We start from the raw sequence: 16,636 nt of genomic DNA on the forward strand, positions 1-16,636 counted from the left end.
ACCTTTTAAAAGGTGCCTGACCCCGATTCCCAGAATATTCTGAACATTTAATTTAATATGAATTTTATTGACTTTCCGGGGAAAACGGTGGAAAATATATCCCATAGTATTTTTCGACAATTTTTGAAAGGTGAAGACAATATGAAAGAAAAACTGATACGTTTTATGCAGGGAAGATATGGAGTGGATCAGCTTTCTAAATTTCTTCTTATTGTGGGCCTGGCTATCATACTGATATCTGCTTTTTTTGGAGGACATGTGGCCGGGATGATCTGTTATGTACTGGGATGGGTGGTCCTTATATACTGTTATTTCAGGACTTTTTCCAGAAATGTGTCCAAACGTTACGCGGAGAATCAGACGTTCCTGACGAGGACATACCGGGTCCGAAGCTTTTTTCAGAGACAGAAGAGCCTTTGGGCACAGAGGAAGAATTATCATATTTATACATGCCCGTCATGTAAGCAGAAAATACGTATCCCGAGAGGAAAAGGCAGGATCGAGGTACGCTGCCCGAAATGCGGGACAACATTTATAAAAAAGAGCTGAGTGTATGACAGTTTGTATAAAAAGAGTGCAGGCAGAATGTCGGCCGCCGGCTTGAAGAAAATCTGGGAGGGAATATACGGGAAATGTCAGATCCATACAGTGTGCTGGGGGTAGACAGGAGCGCGTCGGATGAGGAGATTAAGAAAGCTTATCGGCGTTTGAGCAGGAAGTATCATCCGGATGCCAATATTAACAATCCTCATAAAGAAGCGGCTGAGGCAAAATTCAAGGAAGTTCAGCAGGCATACCAGCAGATCATGGATGAGAGACAATACGGTTATGATGCTGGCGGTGCCGGGGAGAATGAATACGGTCCATTCGGGTACGGCCCATTCGGGGGATTCGGAGATTCCTGGACCAACAGCAGACAGAACCGACAGGAGACAGAAGAGGATGTTCATATGCGCGCGGCTGCGAATTATATCCGCAGCGGACATTATAAAGAAGCCTTGAATGTACTGGATGGCATCAAAGAAAAAAGTGCGCTCTGGTATTTCTACAGCGCTTCTGCAAATTCAGGACTCGGTAATAATGTAACAGCAATGGAACAGGCCAGGGAGGCCGTGAGGCTGGAACCGGAGAATATGCAGTATCAGATGCTGCTTCAACGCCTGCAGAACGGAGGGACATGGTATGAGCAAAGGCAGCAGTCTTTCTTTGGCTATGGAGGGACATTTGATACGAGCTGCTGCGCGAAGCTCTGTGTGGCAAATCTTCTGTGTAATTTATGCTGCAGTGGAAGTGGATTGTGCTGCGGAGGCTATGGAGGCGGCCGCTACATCTGAGCGGGGCAGAAAATATTGCGGCAACAGTCATGATATGCCACATTTTCAGCCTGGGGCGCAGTGGTAACGGGATTTTAGCGGGAACGGACAGCGCCGATGCCCAGAGCACCCGGGCCCGTATGAGTTCCGATGCTCATAGTGAGGGGAAAATAAATCAGTTCCATATCGGGGAAATTCTGTTTTAATTCTGTTTTAAATCTCTCCAGTTTTTCGGGATCCATTTGTGTGTTGGCAATCCCGATTTTTAAATTCCCTTGTTTTTTGACGGGATATAATCGGGTTTCCACGTCCGTTTTAAGGGCATCAAGCATGATCTGAAAAGCGGATTTCATTCCTCTTGCTTTTGCGTAAGAATCCAGCTTGTCCCCCTGGATAGTGAGGACAGGCTTTAATTTAAGAACGGTACCGATCGCGGCCGCGGCTGGTGTGATCCGTCCGCCTTTTTTAAGATATTCGAGAGTATCCACCGCAATATAAATGGTGGCATCCAGTGACTGCTGTTCTAAAATGTTTCGGATTTCTTCTCCGGTCTTGCCTTCACGGGCGAGACTAACCGCGTCCAGGACGGCCAGAGCCTGAGTGACAGAAATACGGTGATTGTCCACCACAAATACTTTTCCTTTATAGGGTTCTTCATCAGCAAGGGAAAGCGCTGTCTGGCAGGTGTTGCTGAGTCCCGATGACATAGGGATGAAGACGATCTCCTTATGAGATTCCAGAAGACTGTCCCACATGGCTTCCACATCTCCCGGTGAAGGCTGAGAAGTAGTGATAGAAGCACCCTCAGTCTGCTTTTTATAAAAAGTTTCCGGGTCAATGTCTAGTCCTTCGTAGTATGTCCTGCCGTCTATAATAACTGGCATTGGCAGGATATGGATACCATAAGTTTCTTCTTCTGAAGGCATGATTCCGCAGTTGCTGTCTGTCATAATAGCAATTTCCGGCATATTGTTCCCTCCTGATCTGTTGACCGTTACTTTAACAGGTGTTAAAATTATAGCAAACTCACGTATGTTTCTCAATGTACAATAATCAGAAATTGTAAAGTATTTATACAAGAAAGGATAAATGTTAAGAAATGGAAGACAGACGTATCATGAAAACTAAGCGCAGTCTGAAGTCTGCCATGATCGCCATGCTGGCCGCAGAAGATTTTGAACATATTTCTGTCACAGAGCTGTGCAGGGCTGCGGAGATCAGCAGGATCACATTTTATTCTCATTATAATGACAAGTATGCTCTCCTTGATGATATATTTAATGACATGCTCCGCACAGGAACGGAGGATTATTACAGGAGACAGAGGGAAGGAAATCCCGCGAACGGTCTGGCGGCCGGTTATGTAAATATGCTGGACAGTATTCTGGAGCTGTATTATGACAGATTTGATTTTTTCCAGTATACAAATCCGGAGAAAAATCCATATCTGGCTTCCCGCCTTTACAGTATTATCCTGGAAACAGTGGAGATGCACACAACACATGTAAAACAGAGGCTGAAACTGCGCTATTCACCCAAAAAGATCGCAGGATTCGTTTGTTTTGGCATGTTGGGATTTGTAAATGAGTCCCACGAAGAGAAAATCCCTCTGGAGCAAATCAAAAAAGAGGCCAGGATGCTCCTTACTGACCTGCTGAAGTCAGGTATATTAACGGAAAATGACAGTTGAGCCGTAAGGTAGTACGGATTTGTTTCCCATGATGGTAAATAAATTAAAATCTGTATATAAATCCGGGGGAGACTGTACAGAAGATCTGAGACTTAAAATAAAAAAGAGCCTGAAAAATGGAAGCAATGGGGCTCGAACCCATGACCTCTCGCGTGTGAGGCGAACGCTCATCCCAGCTGAGCTATGCTTCCATGTGCATTATTATAACACTCTGTGGGGGAAAATCAATACTTGTTTTTCCTAAAAATAAAATCCCGCAATCGCATGGATTACGGGATATATGCGGAAGAAGAGACTTGAACTCTCACAGGATTAACTCCCACTAGAACCTGAATCTAGCGCGTCTGCCATTCCGCCACTTCCGCTCGACAAATGGTATTCTACCATAACAGGCACTGTTTGTAAACCCCTAAATTTAATTTGTGACCTCATGTCTACGGTCCGTAGACATAAGGAAAAGGAGCGTGTATTGTAAAATTTCCCGGGTTTGTTATGATAGTTAAGGAAACTGGATCAATCATTACGAACCATAAAGGAGGAGTATGGATAATATGACGGGAGAATTTATTGCCCGGCGCAGAAAAGAACTGGGGCTGACTCAGAGAGAACTGGCAGAACAGCTGGGCGTTACCAATAAAGCTGTATCAAAATGGGAGACCGGGCAGGGAATGCCGGACGTAGGAACCCTCCTGGAATTAAGCAGGGTCTTACAGGTAAGTGTAGATGAGATCCTGGCGGGGGAAGCTGCAGGAAGCAAGGGACAACAGGACTCTTCTAAAGATTATGAAGGAAGACTTCTGGATCTTGCGGTGGACAGGGCGGAGAAAAAGATTTCGGAACTGCATATGGGATTTCTGGATGTATTCGGCGTGGTCCTTTTTCTTCTGGCACTGGCGGTGATCTTTATTCAGATATGGTATTTGGTGAAGGGAAGAGGCGGGGGACTGGTATATCTTTCAGTCTGGATTCCATGCGTGTTGTGTGGTATGGCAGTCTTGCTCATCTGGTCTGCCGGGATCTGTATTAAGAGGACGCGCTCAGTCTGTCTGAAACCAGTTGTCATGATCATAGCTGTTGTTCTGTTTGTCGGCGGGATAGCTGCGAATGCGGTACTTTTTTCAGCGGGGAAAGAGATCCTCAGCATGTCTCCGGACTTTTCTCAGGTAATGTGCCTGAAAACAGATGAAAGCGGGAGAGCGGTATTATACAGACAGAGGGCAGTTATCTTTGCTGCCCAGGCAGATGTATTTCCTTTTACTGTAAAGAATGAGATAAAAGTTCAGTGGCTGGAGGATGATGTATGCGCGATGACCTATGAATCTCCGGACGACGGAGAGACGCATCAGTATGTAGCCACATATGGCGACAGAAATGAAGGAGTATCCTATTATTATGTATTCAATGCGGTTGAAGGAACATGGCGGGCAGAAGGAAATTATGAGGATTGCACCATTGAAGTACGGATGGGGGCGAATGCGGGAATCTATCTCAGTACACCGGAGGGAACGGAATTTTATTCTGCAGAGGAGTGTCTCCAGTATGGGACGCTTGCTATGGTATTTCCAAATGACGGGCCCAGATGGACCCTGGTGTTGAATAAAGACTGTGTCATAAAACCAGGAGAATCCGCTGTAGCAGAGGGAGGAACGCTCACACTGTGCCGGGTTGATATGGACAGAACGGCTCCGCTGATCATGCGTAGATAATCAACAGAGGGAATGACAGATATGGGAAACAGGACAGAGAATAAAAACAGGAAGAAAAGACGGATCATTTTTACTGCGGGACTTATTGCCGCAGTCTTTGGAGCTGTCATGCTGGCAGTTTTTGCAGGAACGGGTATCTGCCGGGCACTGAAAGACTATTTCCGGTATTCCTCCATGCAGGGAACAGGAGTGATTCTGGAAGAACAGGGACTGAATGGGCTTTTTGAATGGATCAGAGAACAAAACGATGTGCCGGAGGTCGTTAATATCTCTTATCTGGAACTGGATCTGGCAGAAAGCGGAGAAATTTATGATTTTACTTTATCTCTTCAGGAATTTGACGCAGAAAAGGAATATATACAGGATGTGCGTTTCTGGTATGACAGCACAACAGGAGAACTGGGGCGGCAGGAAGAGACGGTTACAGCTCTTGCGGCAGTGTATGATCCCAACGCAGAGCCCGGGTATCTGGATCAGCAGATAAAACAGATCCCGTTTAACCGGGAAATGGATGTGCTTTATTTCGACCAGTATGTTGTAAGATTTATGAAAGACAGCAAGCCGGAAGCCGGCGCTCCGGTCATTGACGGCACAGATGGAATGGGATTTCCCGTGCTGACATGGGAAGAGTACCGGCAGGGGGCCGGGGGTGTGAGCGACGGAAGTTCCCAGGTGATCCTTTCTCTGACAGACGGAACCGGTACGACGGGAAGAAGTGTTGACTATTCCTCCCCTCCTGCAGATGAAGATGCCCTGGCCGGAAGTCCGGAGACTGTCATGCAGACAGATTATAAATTTGAAGGGGAAGATCTGATGCTGACGGATGACCAGGGAGAAACCTGGGTTTCTGCCGGACTTACGTCTGCACAAATTCAGGAGACGCTGGATACATACCAGAAAGGACAGATCCTGCCGGAAGAGAGTTTCTGTTCGGACGGGAACGGCATGTTTGCAGTATTTTACGGACAGGATCCTGTGCTTCATCTGTCCCGTGACGGCGGAGATACATGGGAGGATATTTCTTTTTCGCTGGAATTTCCCCGTGCCTGCATTGCCAGGACGATTGAATTCCTGGACAGTGAGAACTGGTACGCGGGACTGGGGACAGACTGGTCCATGGGAACCGGAGGCGCTGCCTATGTGTGCTGGACTCATGACGGAGGCGCCACATGGACGACAGTTTCTGTCGGGGATACGGACGGAAAGATCCTGAACGGTCTTGTGTTTACAGATACAGAAAACGGGCTGATGTCAATGGAAGATCTTTATGGAGACGGGCAGTGGCCTCATATCTATGTCACGGGAGACGGGGGAAAAAGCTATACAGAGATCGGACTTCCCTGGGACACACTGCCGGATGATGTGACATTTTTAAATAAAATCGACAGTCTTGTCTATGAGAATGGGATGTATACTCTGACGCTGGGACAGGGAGAATATGGAAACAAAAAGGCAGAATTTACAAGCAGTTCCCCGGGAGAGGGATGGACATATCAAGACAGCTATACGGGAACCACACATACATGGGGATAAAACAAAAGAAAACCACAGAGAACCGCAGAACAGATCTGTACGGTTCTCTGCATCCGGTGTTTCAGGTACAGACATCAGCGGTACCGGAGGATTTTATGGAAGCTTATAGCAGGCCATCCCATAGGGAATGAAATATCCCTGTTCATGCCGGCATACCGGACATATCTTCGGAGCCTGTTTCCCTTCATGGATGTATCCGCAGTTGGTGCACATCCACCGGGCAACGTCCTCGGATGCATAATAAGTGCCGGATTCAAGCATGTCGGCAAGACCTTTAAACCTCTCTTCATGAATGTGTTCAATCTCCGCGATCTGGAAGAACGCTGAGGCGGCCTCAAGAAAGCCTTCTTCTTCTGCCATTTTCCCGAATGCCTGGTAGACATCCGCGAATTCTTCATGTTCATTGTGCTCTGCGGCCCTCAGCAGGCCTGCCAGGGAATCCTGTTGGTCTACAGGGTATGCGCCGTCAATGTGTATGGTCTCTCCCGACAGTTCTTTTAAGAGATCATAAAACCGTTCCGCATGGGCGCGCTCCTGATCTGCGGTGTATCTGAAAACTGACGCGATCGTAATCATTCCCAGGTTTTCTGCGCGCTCAGCGGCGATTGTATATCGGTTCCTTGCCTGACTTTCCCCGGCGAATGCCCGCATCAGATTTTCTTTTGTCTTACTTTCCGAAAAATGAACAGCCATAATATATTGCACACTCCTTTTTGATAAAAAGTATGTGCCAGAACCTGTGGGATTATTCCAAAATAAGGGCCGGTACAGTAATTTTTATTTTTGATGTTTTAAGAAGAGAAAATGACATGATATAATAAATTAAAATGATTTTTCTGGGAGGGAAAAATGGACGAGAGGATCCTGCAGTTTTTTGACGGGCACGAAGAGGCTCTGCCGCTGTATGAGAAATTTGAATCAGAAGTTCTCTTTCGGATACCCGAAACAGAGATTAAAGTGCAGAAAACACAGATTTCATTTTATAATAAGCATATGTTTTCCTGTGTTTCTTTTGCCAGAGTAAGGAGAAAAAAGGAATGTCCCGACAGTTATATTGTTATTACCTTCGGACTGAGCCGCAGGGAAGAGTCACCTCGGGTCGATGTTGCCACAGAGCCTTACCCCGGAAGGTGGACGCACCATATACTTGTCTCAGAAGCCGGGGAGATCAATGACGAACTTATGGGATGGATCGAAGAGGCGGCTCTCTTTTCCGCCGGGAAATAATTTCGGAAACAGCCGGTCCCATTGCGGACCGGCCGTTTTTGTCAGTTAAATCCGATCAGTCTTCTTGCCACGGTGTATGCAAGAGAGGATACTTTCCGCCCCGACCGTCCCGGAAGGTTCATGGTCTGCCCGAGAATACCGTAGCGGATCTTCAGATAAGTTTTATAATCTTTTCGTTTGAGATAATTCCACAATTCTTTTTTCTTGCCAAGGTTTTCCTGCTTTTTTGAACGGATGCACAGGATAGAGGATACCGTCATCATGATAGCCAGATAGTTGATCATATATTTCCGCAGCTTCTTGCTGGTAATCATGCGGAGTTCATACATGGCGATCATCGTTTTCGTGACAAACAGCTGCTGATCGATCCGGCTGATCATGACTTTCTCATTGACGGACTGATCTTCTCTTCCGATAAAATATCTGTAAAAATCTACGTTCAGATAATACAGCGTCCGCACGTGGGGCAGAGGATAATATACATAGATATTATCTACGTAAAATGTATGTTTGGGAAGCTCCAGCTGGCACAGCTTGAGCATTTCCGTACGGTAGATGACCGAGTGCATAAGAATGTACTGATCCAGGCGGAAATGGCCGATATCGTCCCAGCGGAAAATCTGGTTCTCCGGAAGTACATTATCATAGCGGATGACTTTTTTATGGGCCATGCCGACTTTCTCATACACATAATTGGAGATCACCATATCTACCGGAGAATCCGCATCCACAAATCCTTTGACTGCCTCAAGGATCTTGAAGAGGGAATCTCTGTCTACCCAGTCGTCGCTGTCGACGACTTTAAAATATTTACCGGTAGCGTGGGCCAGGCCGCTGTTGACAGCGTCACCGTGCCCGCCGTTTTCCTTATTGACGGCTTTCACTATGGTCGGGTATTTTCTGGCATACTGTTCGGCGATCTCCTGTGTATTGTCGCTGGAGCCGTCATTAACGATGATGATTTCCACATCCTCTCCACCCGCCAGTATGGAATGGATTGCTTTTTCCATATAAGCTTCTGAATTATAACATGGAATGGCAAATGAAATATATTTCATAATCTTTCTCCCTGTCTGAATTTTAAAATATTTGTTATTCTGCATTATACCATTGTTCTTTCTGAGTTGTAAAATTTATTTTTTTTCGATATAGTATGTATATTGGCTGAATCAAGAGTGTTTTATGTATATATTTGTAACCGCCGGGAAGATTGTGTACCCGTAAGCCAAAAAGACTGAAGGAGGAGACAAATGAAAAAAAATGTGATCGTAGGGCAGTCCGGAGGTCCTACAGCAGTAATCAACGCCAGCCTGTACGGAGTGGTGCGGGCTGCTCTTGAAAGAAAAGATTCTATTGGTTCGGTGTATGGGATGATCAACGGGATCGAGGGATTTTTAAACGGGCAGATCATGGACATGGAGCCGCTGGAGATTTCAGGAGAGCTGAAGCTGATCCGGACTACCCCCGGTTCTTATCTGGGATCGTGCAGATACAAGCTTCCGGAGGATCTGACAGATCCCGTCTATGAGAAATTGTTTCAAAGATTCGGGCAGTACGGGATCGGGTATTTCTTTTATATAGGAGGTAACGATTCCATGGACACGGTGAGCAAGCTTTCCCGGTATGCCGACAAGGCCGGAAGCGAAATCCGGTTTATCGGGATCCCAAAGACCATCGACAATGATCTTATGTATACAGATCATACGCCGGGGTTTGGGAGCGCGGCAAAGTATGTGGCTTCTACGGTCCGGGAGATCGCAGTGGACGCCGCCGTCTATGATAATAAAAGTTCTGTTACGATCGTAGAGATTATGGGCAGGCATGCGGGATGGCTTACGGCAGCGGCGGCTCTGGCCAGAAAATGCGAAGGGGACAATCCGGTATTGATTTATCTGCCGGAAACCGCATTTGATGAAGAGCAGTTTGTACGTGATGTTAAAAGGTCTCTGGAAACGGTCCCCAACCTGGTGGTGTGTATCTCGGAAGGGATCAATGACGGAAACGGGACATTTATCTGTGAGCGCTCCAGCAGTGTGGGAGTGGATACCTTTGGTCATAAGATGCTTACAGGTTCCGGAAAATATCTGGAAGAGCTTGTGAAGGAACAGCTGGGAGTCAAAGTCCGGTCCATTGAGCTGAATGTATGCCAGAGGTGTTCCTCCGCTATGCTGTCAGGCACGGATCAGGCCGAAGCCGAAGCGTCCGGCGCCCGGGGAGTTGAGCGGGCTCTTGAGGGAGAGACAGGAAAGATGATCGCGCTTGAGAGGCTTCCGGGAGAAGGATATCAGATCGAGTATAGGACAGAAGACGTGGATCTGATCTGCAATCAGGAAAAGACGGTGCCGAAAGAGTGGATCTCAGAAAATGGATCTGATGTAAGGAGGGAATTTATTGACTATGCGCTGCCCTTAATCCAGGGAGAGGTATCAGTGCCCCGGGAAAACGGCCTTCCACTTTTTGCCTGGAGAAAGTAGAGGTCGGCGACCGCATAATCAGGTTTTCTGCGCATAAATATATACAGTATGCAGAATGTCTGTGTATGGATGCCGGGGAAAACGGCAGGAAATTATGAGTATGCGGGAGGAAGAGATAATGAGCCAGAAGATGGAAAATATTTTAAATCTGGCCCTTGAAGCGACCCCTGAGGAACGAGAGCGCTCAGGAGAACTTGAAGTAGGGTATAATCCTGATACAAACGCCTGGGAAGTGATTGTCAAGTATTCCGGTTCTCTCGAAGAAGTGCGCGGCATTGCGGTGTCAGTGACCGAACTTCTGAACGGTTACGCAGTAGTCGTTATAGAGGAAGAACGTCTGGAAGATCTGGCAGGACTGCCCCAGGTTGAATTTATCGAGAAGCCAAAGAGCCTGTATTTTCAGGCAGATGTGGGAAGAAGGGTATCCTGTATCGATTCGGCACAGGCGCCTCCTTTCTCTCTGAGAGGAGAGGGAGTACTCATCGGTGTTGTGGACAGCGGGATCGATTATGAAAACGCGGCGTTTCGGAATAATGACGGATCGACCCGTATTGTATCTCTGTGGGACCAGACGATCCAGGGCAGGCCCCCCGAAGGATACGCCTCCGGTACGGAATATACCAGGGAAGAAATCGACAGAGCGTTGTCAGAACCGGTACCCGAGGCGCGTTTCCGCGTAGTGCCCAGCAGAGACATCAGTGGGCACGGAACGGCAGTTGCCGGGATCGCGGCCGGAAACGGGGCAGGGAGCGCCGGAGGGCAGTACCGGGGGACAGCCCCGGAATCAGAATTGATCATAGTAAAACTGGGGGCTCCCCGCACCGAAGGATTTCCAAGGACAACAGAGTTGATGCAGGGAGTGGATTACGTCATCCGCAAGGCGCTTGAGCTGAAAAAACCTGTGGCTGTTAATATCAGCTTCGGAAATACGTATGGTTCCCATGACGGGACTTCCCTGCTGGAGCGATTCCTCGATGATATATCAGATTCATGGAAAAATGTAATCTGCGTGGGCAGCGGAAACGAGGGAACAAGCGCGGGACACGCGGCCGGGACCATCCGCAGCGAAGAAGAGGAGACAGTCCAGTTTGCGGTCCAGAGTATGGAGCCGGCATTAAATATTCAAATATGGAAATCCTATGTGGATGAAATAGATATTTCTATTGTCAGTCCTTCCGGTATGCGGACAGGACCGTTCCAGGAGATTCTTGGTCCTCAGAGATTTATTATGGGTGGCACAGAGCTTCTGATCTACTATGGAGAGCCAAAGCCGTACAGCGTCAAACAGGAGATTTATCTGTCGTTTATCCCGCGCGGATCCTATGTAGAAAGTGGTGTATGGAGGATCATCCTGACTCCCCGCAGGATCGTGGACGGCAGATATCAGATGTGGCTTCCCGCCCAGGCCGCTTTAAATACAGGCACCGCGTTTCTGCTGCCGTCCAGCTCTTCCACACTGACGATCCCATCCACGGCGTCTCTTGTAGTGACCGTGGCGGCTTATGATGCCCGGACGTTTTCTTATGCGGACTTTTCCGGCAGGGGGCCGGCTTCAGGGTATGAAGGGACTGGCGTTCCGAAGCCGGATCTGGCCGCGCCGGGAGTGGCAGTGACAGCTCCGGTTCCGGGAGGAAGCTACCGGGAGTTCAGCGGGACTTCATTTGCCACGCCCTTTGTGACCGGAAGTGCGGCACTTTTGATGGAGTGGGGGATCATCAGGGGAAACGATCCGTATCTCTATGGTGAAAAAGTGAAGGCATATCTGCGCCGGGGCGCCCGTGAACTTCCCGGATATGAAGGATGGCCCAATGCTTTGCTGGGATATGGGACACTTTGTGTTCAGGACAGTATTCCATGAAAAACGATCATTTCCCCTGACAGTGGGGATGCGCGCCGGACAAATTTTTATTCCTGCGTGCTTTTATATGTGGTAGAATGAATAGGAAAAACGGGAGTGAAGAATTCAGGGAAAGCAGGACATAACGTGGGATCACTTTTTATCTATCTTAAGGATTATAAAAAAGAAACCATATTGGCGCCTCTGTTCAAAATGTTAGAGGCATCTTTTGAGCTGATGGTACCTCTTGTCATGGCTGCGGTCATAGACGTGGGGATTGCCGGGAAGGACAGGCTCTATATCATAAAAATGTGCCTGGTGTTAATCGCGCTGGGGCTGATCGGACTTGTCTGTTCCATTACAGCACAGTATTTTTCGGCAAGGGCGGCGGCAGGGTTCGGTACGGGAGTCCGCCATGCTCTGTTTGTCCATATTCAGGAACTGACATTTACGGATATGGATACTCTGGGAAGTTCCACTCTGATCACCCGTATGACCAGTGATATCAATCAGGCTCAGTCAGGAGTCAATCTGATGCTTCGTCTGTTTTTGCGGTCACCTTTCATTGTATTCGGAGCTATGATCATGGCATTTACTGTGGATGCTGAGGCAGCGCTGATTTTTGTAGTGGTAATTCCGCTTCTCTCGGTGGTGGTATTCGGGCTCATGTTGATCACCATGCCTCTGTACCGAAAGGTGCAGTCAAATTTGGACAAGATACTGCTTACAACCCGGGAAAATCTTTCAGGCGTACGCGTGATACGGGCATTCAACAAACAAGAACCAGAAACCGAACGGTTTGAGCGGGAGAATAGGACACTGACAGACGCTCAGAAATTTGCAGGGCGTATTTCCGGGCTGATGAATCCTTTGACGTATGTGATTGTCAATGGGGGGATCATAGCGCTGATCTATGCGGGAGCGATCCGGGTGGATGCGGGAAATCTGAGCCAGGGGCAGGTGGTGGCGCTGATCAACTATATGTCGCAGATCCTGGTGGAACTGGTGAAGCTCGCGAATCTGATCATTACCGTCACAAAAGCGGCGGCCTGCGCAAAGCGGATCCAGAGTGTGCTGAGCGTCCGTCCGGATATGGAATGTGGCAGTCGTACATGGACAGAAGCCGGGGAGGAGAGCAGAACAGGCATCGACAGAACCGCAGCGGTTTCATCACAGGCTGCCGTGGAATTCTCTCATGTGTCTCTGACTTACAGGGGAGCAGGAGGAGAGTCTCTGTCAGACATTAACTTCCGGGCAGAAAAGGGACAGATCATCGGTGTGATCGGAGGTACCGGTTCCGGGAAGTCGTCCCTGGTAAATCTGATCCCCAGGTTTTACGACGCGACCCGGGGAGAGATCAGGATCTTCGGAGCAGGGATCAAGGAATATGAGCCGGACAGTCTGAGAAGTCATATCGGAGTAGTGCCGCAGAAAGCGGTGCTCTTTAAAGGGACGATCCGGGAAAATCTGCGATGGGGAAATGAAGACGCGACAGAAGAAGAACTGGAAGAAGCGCTTTGCCTTTCCCAGGCAAAAGAGTTCGTGGACGCAAAAGCAGAAGGCCTGGATTTCCAGATTGAGCAGGGGGGACAAAACCTGTCCGGGGGACAGAAACAAAGACTTACCATTGCCCGCGCGCTTGTCAGAAAACCGGAGATCCTGATCCTGGACGACAGTGCTTCTGCTCTGGATTACGCCACGGACGCGGCGCTCAGAGAGGCTATTGTGGGGATGAGAAAGAGACCTACGGTGTTTCTAGTCTCTCAAAGAGCGGCATCTGTGCAGTACGCAGATCAGATCATTGTACTGGATGACGGAAGAATGGCGGGGATTGGGACCCATGACCATCTGATCAAAACCTGTCCGGAATACCAGGAGATCTATTACTCACAGTTCCCGGAGGAGGAGGTGTCAAATGGCTGAGATTAAACAGAATTCCGGACAAACAGAAGAGAACAAGAGGCAGGGCCAGACACTTCGAAAAGTATTCCGCAGACTTGGCAGGTACAGGATCTTTGTTGTATTTTCAGTTCTTCTGGCTGCGGTATCTGTGGCATTGACTCTCTATATACCGAAGCTGACCGGGTATGCGGTAGATGAGATCGTGGGACCGGGAAAGGTAGATTTCCCGGGGGTGTTCCGCGTTCTGATCCAGATTGGAGTGTGTACGCTGATCACTGCGCTGGCCCAGTGGCTTATGAATGTATGCAATAATAAGATGACATATCAGATCGTACAGGATATCCGAAATGAAGCTTTCAGGAAAATCCAGATCCTGCCGCTGAAATATATCGACGGGCACCCCTATGGAGAAGTGGTCAGTAAAGTAATCGCCGACGTAGATCAGTTCGCTGACGGACTTCTGATGGGATTTACCCAGCTTTTTACCGGAATCGCGACGATCGCGGGGACTTTCGGATTTATGCTGTCAGTAAATGGGAAGATTACTTTTGTAGTGGTACTGATCACACCGGTTTCTTTCTTTGTGGCAAATTTTATTGCAAAACGGACATTTGCGATGTTCCGGCTGCAGTCTGAAGTCAGAGGAGAACAGACAGGGCTTATTGATGAAATGATCGGCAATCAGAAAATTGTGCAGGCGTTCGGTCGTAGGAAACAGGTGACGGAGCAGTTTGATGAGATCAACGAGAGGCTTGGAAAAGCTTATTTAAGAGCCACATTTTTCTCGTCGATCACAAATCCGTCCACACGGTTTGTCAACAGTCTGGTTTATACAGGAGTGGGGATCACAGGCGCTCTGGCAGTCATTAATGGATCGCTGACCGTGGGACAGCTCTCCAGTTTTTTGAGCTATGCAAACCAGTACACCAAGCCTTTTAACGAAATATCGGGAGTCGTTACAGAGTTTCAGAACGCAGTGGCCTGTGCCGGCAGGATCTTTGACTTGATCGAGGAAGAACCTCAGACACCGGAGCCGGAAGGAGCAGTGGATCAAAGGAATATCAGTGGAACTGTAGACGCAAGAGATGTGTATTTTTCATATATTCCGGGACAGAGTCTGATCGAAAAATTCAATCTCAGTGTCCTGCCCGGACAGAGGATCGCCATTGTGGGCCCTACCGGGTGCGGCAAGACTACACTGATCAACCTGCTGATGCGTTTCTATGATGTAAATGCCGGAAGTATCTCGGTGGACGGGATCGATATCAGGGAAATGACCCGCAGGAGCCTGCGGGCTGGATTTGGGATGGTACTGCAGGATACCTGGCTGAAGACAGGGACGATCCGTGAGAATATTGTGATGGGAAAACCAGATGCCACGGAAGAAGAAATGATCGAGGCAGCGAAAGCCGCCCATATCCACAGCTTTATCCGGCGGCTTCCTGACGGGTATGACACCTGGATTACAGAGGACGGCGGAGGTCTGTCGCAGGGGCAGAAACAGCTTCTGTGTATCGCCAGAGTTATGTTGTTAAGACCACCTATGCTGATTCTGGATGAGGCCACTTCTTCTATTGATACCAGGACTGAACTGAAGGTGCAGGAGGCATTTGCCAGGCTGATGGAGGGCAGGACTACATTTATTGTAGCACACCGTCTGTCCACGATACGGGAGGCAGACCGGATCCTGGTAATGAAAGACGGAAAGGTGATTGAACAGGGCACCCATGACTGTCTGCTCAAAGAGGGAGGCTTTTACCGGCATCTGTATGAGAGCCAGTGGAGCCATATTTCCGGATAAATCGAACCGGCGGCAGAGTAGTTATGCCATTGTGGGAGCGGAAGCACAGGAGGAAAGAAAGATATGGAAAAACTCAGTACATTGTGCTATATCGAGCGGGATGATAAATATCTCATGCTTCACCGCACGGTGAAAGAAAATGACGTAAACGAAGGAAAATGGATCGGTGTAGGAGGACATTTTGAATATGGAGAAAGTCCGGAAGAATGCCTGCTCAGGGAAGTGAAGGAGGAGACCGGATACACGCTGACTTCATGGAAATACCGGGGAATAGTGACTTTTGTATACGGCGATGACATTGTGGAGTATATGTCCCTGTACACAGCGGATGAGTTTACCGGGGAACCGATTCCGTGCGACGAAGGAGAACTGGCATGGGTGGACAAGTCAGCGATCGGGGACCTGGAGTTATGGGAGGGAGACAGGATCTTTTTTCATCTGCTGGATGAGAGAAGAGACTTTTTTTCTCTGAAACTGGTTTATGACACACAGGATGAGCTCAAATATGCGGCTGTTGACGGGAAGTCTGTAAAACTTCCCTGGAGCCGGCCCGGCAGGCAGAAAGGAATCAGGTGAAGACATAGTTATGACAGAGACGGGAGTAATACATGGAAGATTTCAGGTACTTCATTTAAAACATATGGAATATGTCCTGGCGGCAAAAATGAGATGCAAAATCCTGTATGTAGGGATTACACATCCGGATATCGTAACATATCCTGCGGCATCTCCTCTGGATCAGCACGGAACAGAGGACAGGGATAATCCTCTGTCATATTTTGAACGTTATGAGATCATACGGGACGCGCTCCTTGATTTCGGGCTGAAGAGAACGGAGTTTGAGATTATACCGTTCCCGGTGAGCAGGCCGGATGTTCTGTTGAAGTATGTTCCACGGAACGGGGTGTATTATATGAGTATCTGCGGAGAATGGGATGAAGAAAAATACCGGATCCTGACCTCTTTGGGGCTGAAAGTTGAAGTGCTCTGGAGGAGGAATGAAGAGGAGAAAGGTATTACAGGTACCCGGCTCAGAGAGATGATCGCCAGAGACGATAACTGGCAGCAGTATGTGCCGAAAACAGCCGTGTCTTATATTACAGAGCACGAGATTGATCAGAGGATAAAACAATTGTATTATGTCGGATAAAAC

The 16,636-nt window shown here is 48.3% G+C and carries 15 protein-coding genes and 2 tRNA genes; 12 read left to right on the forward strand and 5 right to left on the reverse strand.

The window, feature by feature from the left end:
- Positions 1-141 precede the first annotated feature (141 nt).
- Positions 142-549 carry a zinc ribbon domain-containing protein gene (locus BQ7367_RS06205; protein WP_072524658.1) on the forward strand — a complete coding sequence of 136 codons (408 nt, stop codon included), beginning with the start codon at positions 142-144 and terminating at the stop codon, positions 547-549.
- Positions 550-632: 83 nt separating this feature from the next.
- Positions 633-1,334, forward strand: coding sequence for a J domain-containing protein (locus BQ7367_RS06210; protein WP_072524659.1), 702 nt, complete (start codon positions 633-635; stop codon positions 1,332-1,334).
- 74 nt (positions 1,335-1,408) lie between these two features.
- Here BQ7367_RS06210 and BQ7367_RS06215 read toward each other — a convergent pair whose 3' ends face one another.
- A complete protein-coding gene (locus BQ7367_RS06215) occupies positions 1,409-2,281 on the reverse strand; it encodes a DegV family protein (RefSeq protein WP_072524660.1) in 873 nt (290 codons plus the stop codon).
- A gap of 131 nt (positions 2,282-2,412) precedes the next feature.
- On the opposite strand from BQ7367_RS06215, the gene BQ7367_RS06220 reads away from it, so the two are divergent.
- Complete coding sequence (locus BQ7367_RS06220; protein WP_072524661.1) at positions 2,413-3,003, forward strand: TetR/AcrR family transcriptional regulator; 591 nt, start codon at positions 2,413-2,415, stop codon at positions 3,001-3,003.
- A 117-nt stretch (positions 3,004-3,120) separates the two neighbouring features.
- Here BQ7367_RS06220 and BQ7367_RS06225 read toward each other — a convergent pair.
- Together BQ7367_RS06225 and BQ7367_RS06230 are read right to left on the reverse strand one after the other, a co-directional pair.
- Positions 3,121-3,194 (reverse strand) — tRNA-Val (locus BQ7367_RS06225).
- 90 nt (positions 3,195-3,284) lie between these two features.
- Positions 3,285-3,368 (reverse strand) — tRNA-Leu (locus BQ7367_RS06230).
- Between the two features lie 177 nt (positions 3,369-3,545).
- Here BQ7367_RS06230 and BQ7367_RS06235 point away from each other — a divergent pair.
- Together BQ7367_RS06235 and BQ7367_RS06240 are read left to right on the forward strand one after the other, a co-directional pair.
- Complete coding sequence (locus tag BQ7367_RS06235; RefSeq protein WP_072524662.1) at positions 3,546-4,709, forward strand: helix-turn-helix domain-containing protein; 1,164 nt, start codon at positions 3,546-3,548, stop codon at positions 4,707-4,709.
- 21 nt (positions 4,710-4,730) lie between these two features.
- Complete coding sequence (locus BQ7367_RS06240; RefSeq protein WP_143142966.1) at positions 4,731-6,242, forward strand: WD40/YVTN/BNR-like repeat-containing protein; 1,512 nt, start codon at positions 4,731-4,733, stop codon at positions 6,240-6,242.
- A gap of 93 nt (positions 6,243-6,335) precedes the next feature.
- On the opposite strand, the gene rbr is transcribed toward BQ7367_RS06240, so the two are convergent.
- Entirely contained in the window at positions 6,336-6,935 is a 600-nt protein-coding gene (gene rbr, locus BQ7367_RS06245) for a rubrerythrin (protein ID WP_072524664.1), read from the reverse strand.
- Positions 6,936-7,091: 156 nt separating this feature from the next.
- Here rbr and BQ7367_RS06250 point away from each other — a divergent pair, with 156 nt between their 5' ends.
- Complete coding sequence (locus BQ7367_RS06250) at positions 7,092-7,469, forward strand: DUF5655 domain-containing protein (RefSeq protein ID WP_072524665.1); 378 nt, start codon at positions 7,092-7,094, stop codon at positions 7,467-7,469.
- 41 nt (positions 7,470-7,510) lie between these two features.
- On the opposite strand, the gene BQ7367_RS06255 is transcribed toward BQ7367_RS06250, so the two are convergent.
- On the reverse strand, positions 7,511-8,527 hold the full coding sequence (locus tag BQ7367_RS06255; RefSeq protein WP_072526105.1) for a glycosyltransferase family 2 protein: 1,017 nt from the start codon (positions 8,525-8,527) through the stop codon (positions 7,511-7,513).
- Positions 8,528-8,719: 192 nt separating this feature from the next.
- Here BQ7367_RS06255 and BQ7367_RS06260 point away from each other — a divergent pair, with 192 nt between their 5' ends.
- From BQ7367_RS06260 to BQ7367_RS06285, 6 genes are all read left to right on the forward strand, one after another.
- Complete coding sequence (locus tag BQ7367_RS06260) at positions 8,720-9,943, forward strand: 6-phosphofructokinase (RefSeq protein ID WP_072524666.1); 1,224 nt, start codon at positions 8,720-8,722, stop codon at positions 9,941-9,943.
- 118 nt (positions 9,944-10,061) lie between these two features.
- A complete protein-coding gene (locus tag BQ7367_RS06265; RefSeq protein WP_072526106.1) occupies positions 10,062-11,801 on the forward strand; it encodes a S8 family peptidase in 1,740 nt (579 codons plus the stop codon).
- Positions 11,802-11,927: 126 nt separating this feature from the next.
- A complete protein-coding gene (locus tag BQ7367_RS06270) occupies positions 11,928-13,703 on the forward strand; it encodes an ABC transporter ATP-binding protein (RefSeq protein WP_072526107.1) in 1,776 nt (591 codons plus the stop codon).
- Entirely contained in the window at positions 13,696-15,483 is a 1,788-nt protein-coding gene (locus BQ7367_RS06275; RefSeq protein WP_072524667.1) for an ABC transporter ATP-binding protein, read from the forward strand. The genes BQ7367_RS06270 and BQ7367_RS06275 overlap by 8 nt, the downstream gene beginning before the upstream one ends.
- Before the next feature lie 63 nt (positions 15,484-15,546).
- Positions 15,547-16,059 carry an NUDIX hydrolase gene (locus BQ7367_RS06280; protein WP_072524668.1) on the forward strand — a complete coding sequence of 171 codons (513 nt, stop codon included), beginning with the start codon at positions 15,547-15,549 and terminating at the stop codon, positions 16,057-16,059.
- A gap of 10 nt (positions 16,060-16,069) precedes the next feature.
- Complete coding sequence (locus BQ7367_RS06285) at positions 16,070-16,633, forward strand: nucleotidyl transferase family protein (RefSeq protein ID WP_072524669.1); 564 nt, start codon at positions 16,070-16,072, stop codon at positions 16,631-16,633.
- Positions 16,634-16,636: the final 3 nt, after the last annotated feature.

It is taken from the genome of Clostridium sp. Marseille-P3244 (genome assembly GCF_900120155.1).
Classification (GTDB): domain Bacteria; phylum Bacillota; class Clostridia; order Lachnospirales; family Lachnospiraceae; genus Mediterraneibacter.

Bases quoted from the DNA above. Each gene is read 5' to 3' on its own strand.
- BQ7367_RS06250 (WP_072524665.1), top strand. From the start codon at position 7,092: ATGGACGAGAGGATCCTGCAGTTTTTTGACGGGCACGAAGAGGCTCTG.
- BQ7367_RS06265 (WP_072526106.1), top strand. From the start codon at position 10,062: ATGAGCCAGAAGATGGAAAATATTTTAAATCTGGCCCTTGAAGCGACC.
- BQ7367_RS06260 (WP_072524666.1), top strand. From the start codon at position 8,720: ATGAAAAAAAATGTGATCGTAGGGCAGTCCGGAGGTCCTACAGCAGTA.
- BQ7367_RS06235 (WP_072524662.1), top strand. From the start codon at position 3,546: ATGGATAATATGACGGGAGAATTTATTGCCCGGCGCAGAAAAGAACTG.
- BQ7367_RS06285 (WP_072524669.1), top strand. From the start codon at position 16,070: ATGACAGAGACGGGAGTAATACATGGAAGATTTCAGGTACTTCATTTA.
- BQ7367_RS06240 (WP_143142966.1), top strand. From the start codon at position 4,731: ATGGGAAACAGGACAGAGAATAAAAACAGGAAGAAAAGACGGATCATT.
- BQ7367_RS06275 (WP_072524667.1), top strand. From the start codon at position 13,696: ATGGCTGAGATTAAACAGAATTCCGGACAAACAGAAGAGAACAAGAGG.
- rbr (WP_072524664.1), bottom strand. From the start codon at position 6,935: ATGGCTGTTCATTTTTCGGAAAGTAAGACAAAAGAAAATCTGATGCGG.
- BQ7367_RS06215 (WP_072524660.1), bottom strand. From the start codon at position 2,281: ATGCCGGAAATTGCTATTATGACAGACAGCAACTGCGGAATCATGCCT.
- BQ7367_RS06280 (WP_072524668.1), top strand. From the start codon at position 15,547: ATGGAAAAACTCAGTACATTGTGCTATATCGAGCGGGATGATAAATAT.
- BQ7367_RS06255 (WP_072526105.1), bottom strand. From the start codon at position 8,527: ATGAAATATATTTCATTTGCCATTCCATGTTATAATTCAGAAGCTTAT.
- BQ7367_RS06205 (WP_072524658.1), top strand. From the start codon at position 142: ATGAAAGAAAAACTGATACGTTTTATGCAGGGAAGATATGGAGTGGAT.
- BQ7367_RS06220 (WP_072524661.1), top strand. From the start codon at position 2,413: ATGGAAGACAGACGTATCATGAAAACTAAGCGCAGTCTGAAGTCTGCC.
- BQ7367_RS06210 (WP_072524659.1), top strand. From the start codon at position 633: ATGTCAGATCCATACAGTGTGCTGGGGGTAGACAGGAGCGCGTCGGAT.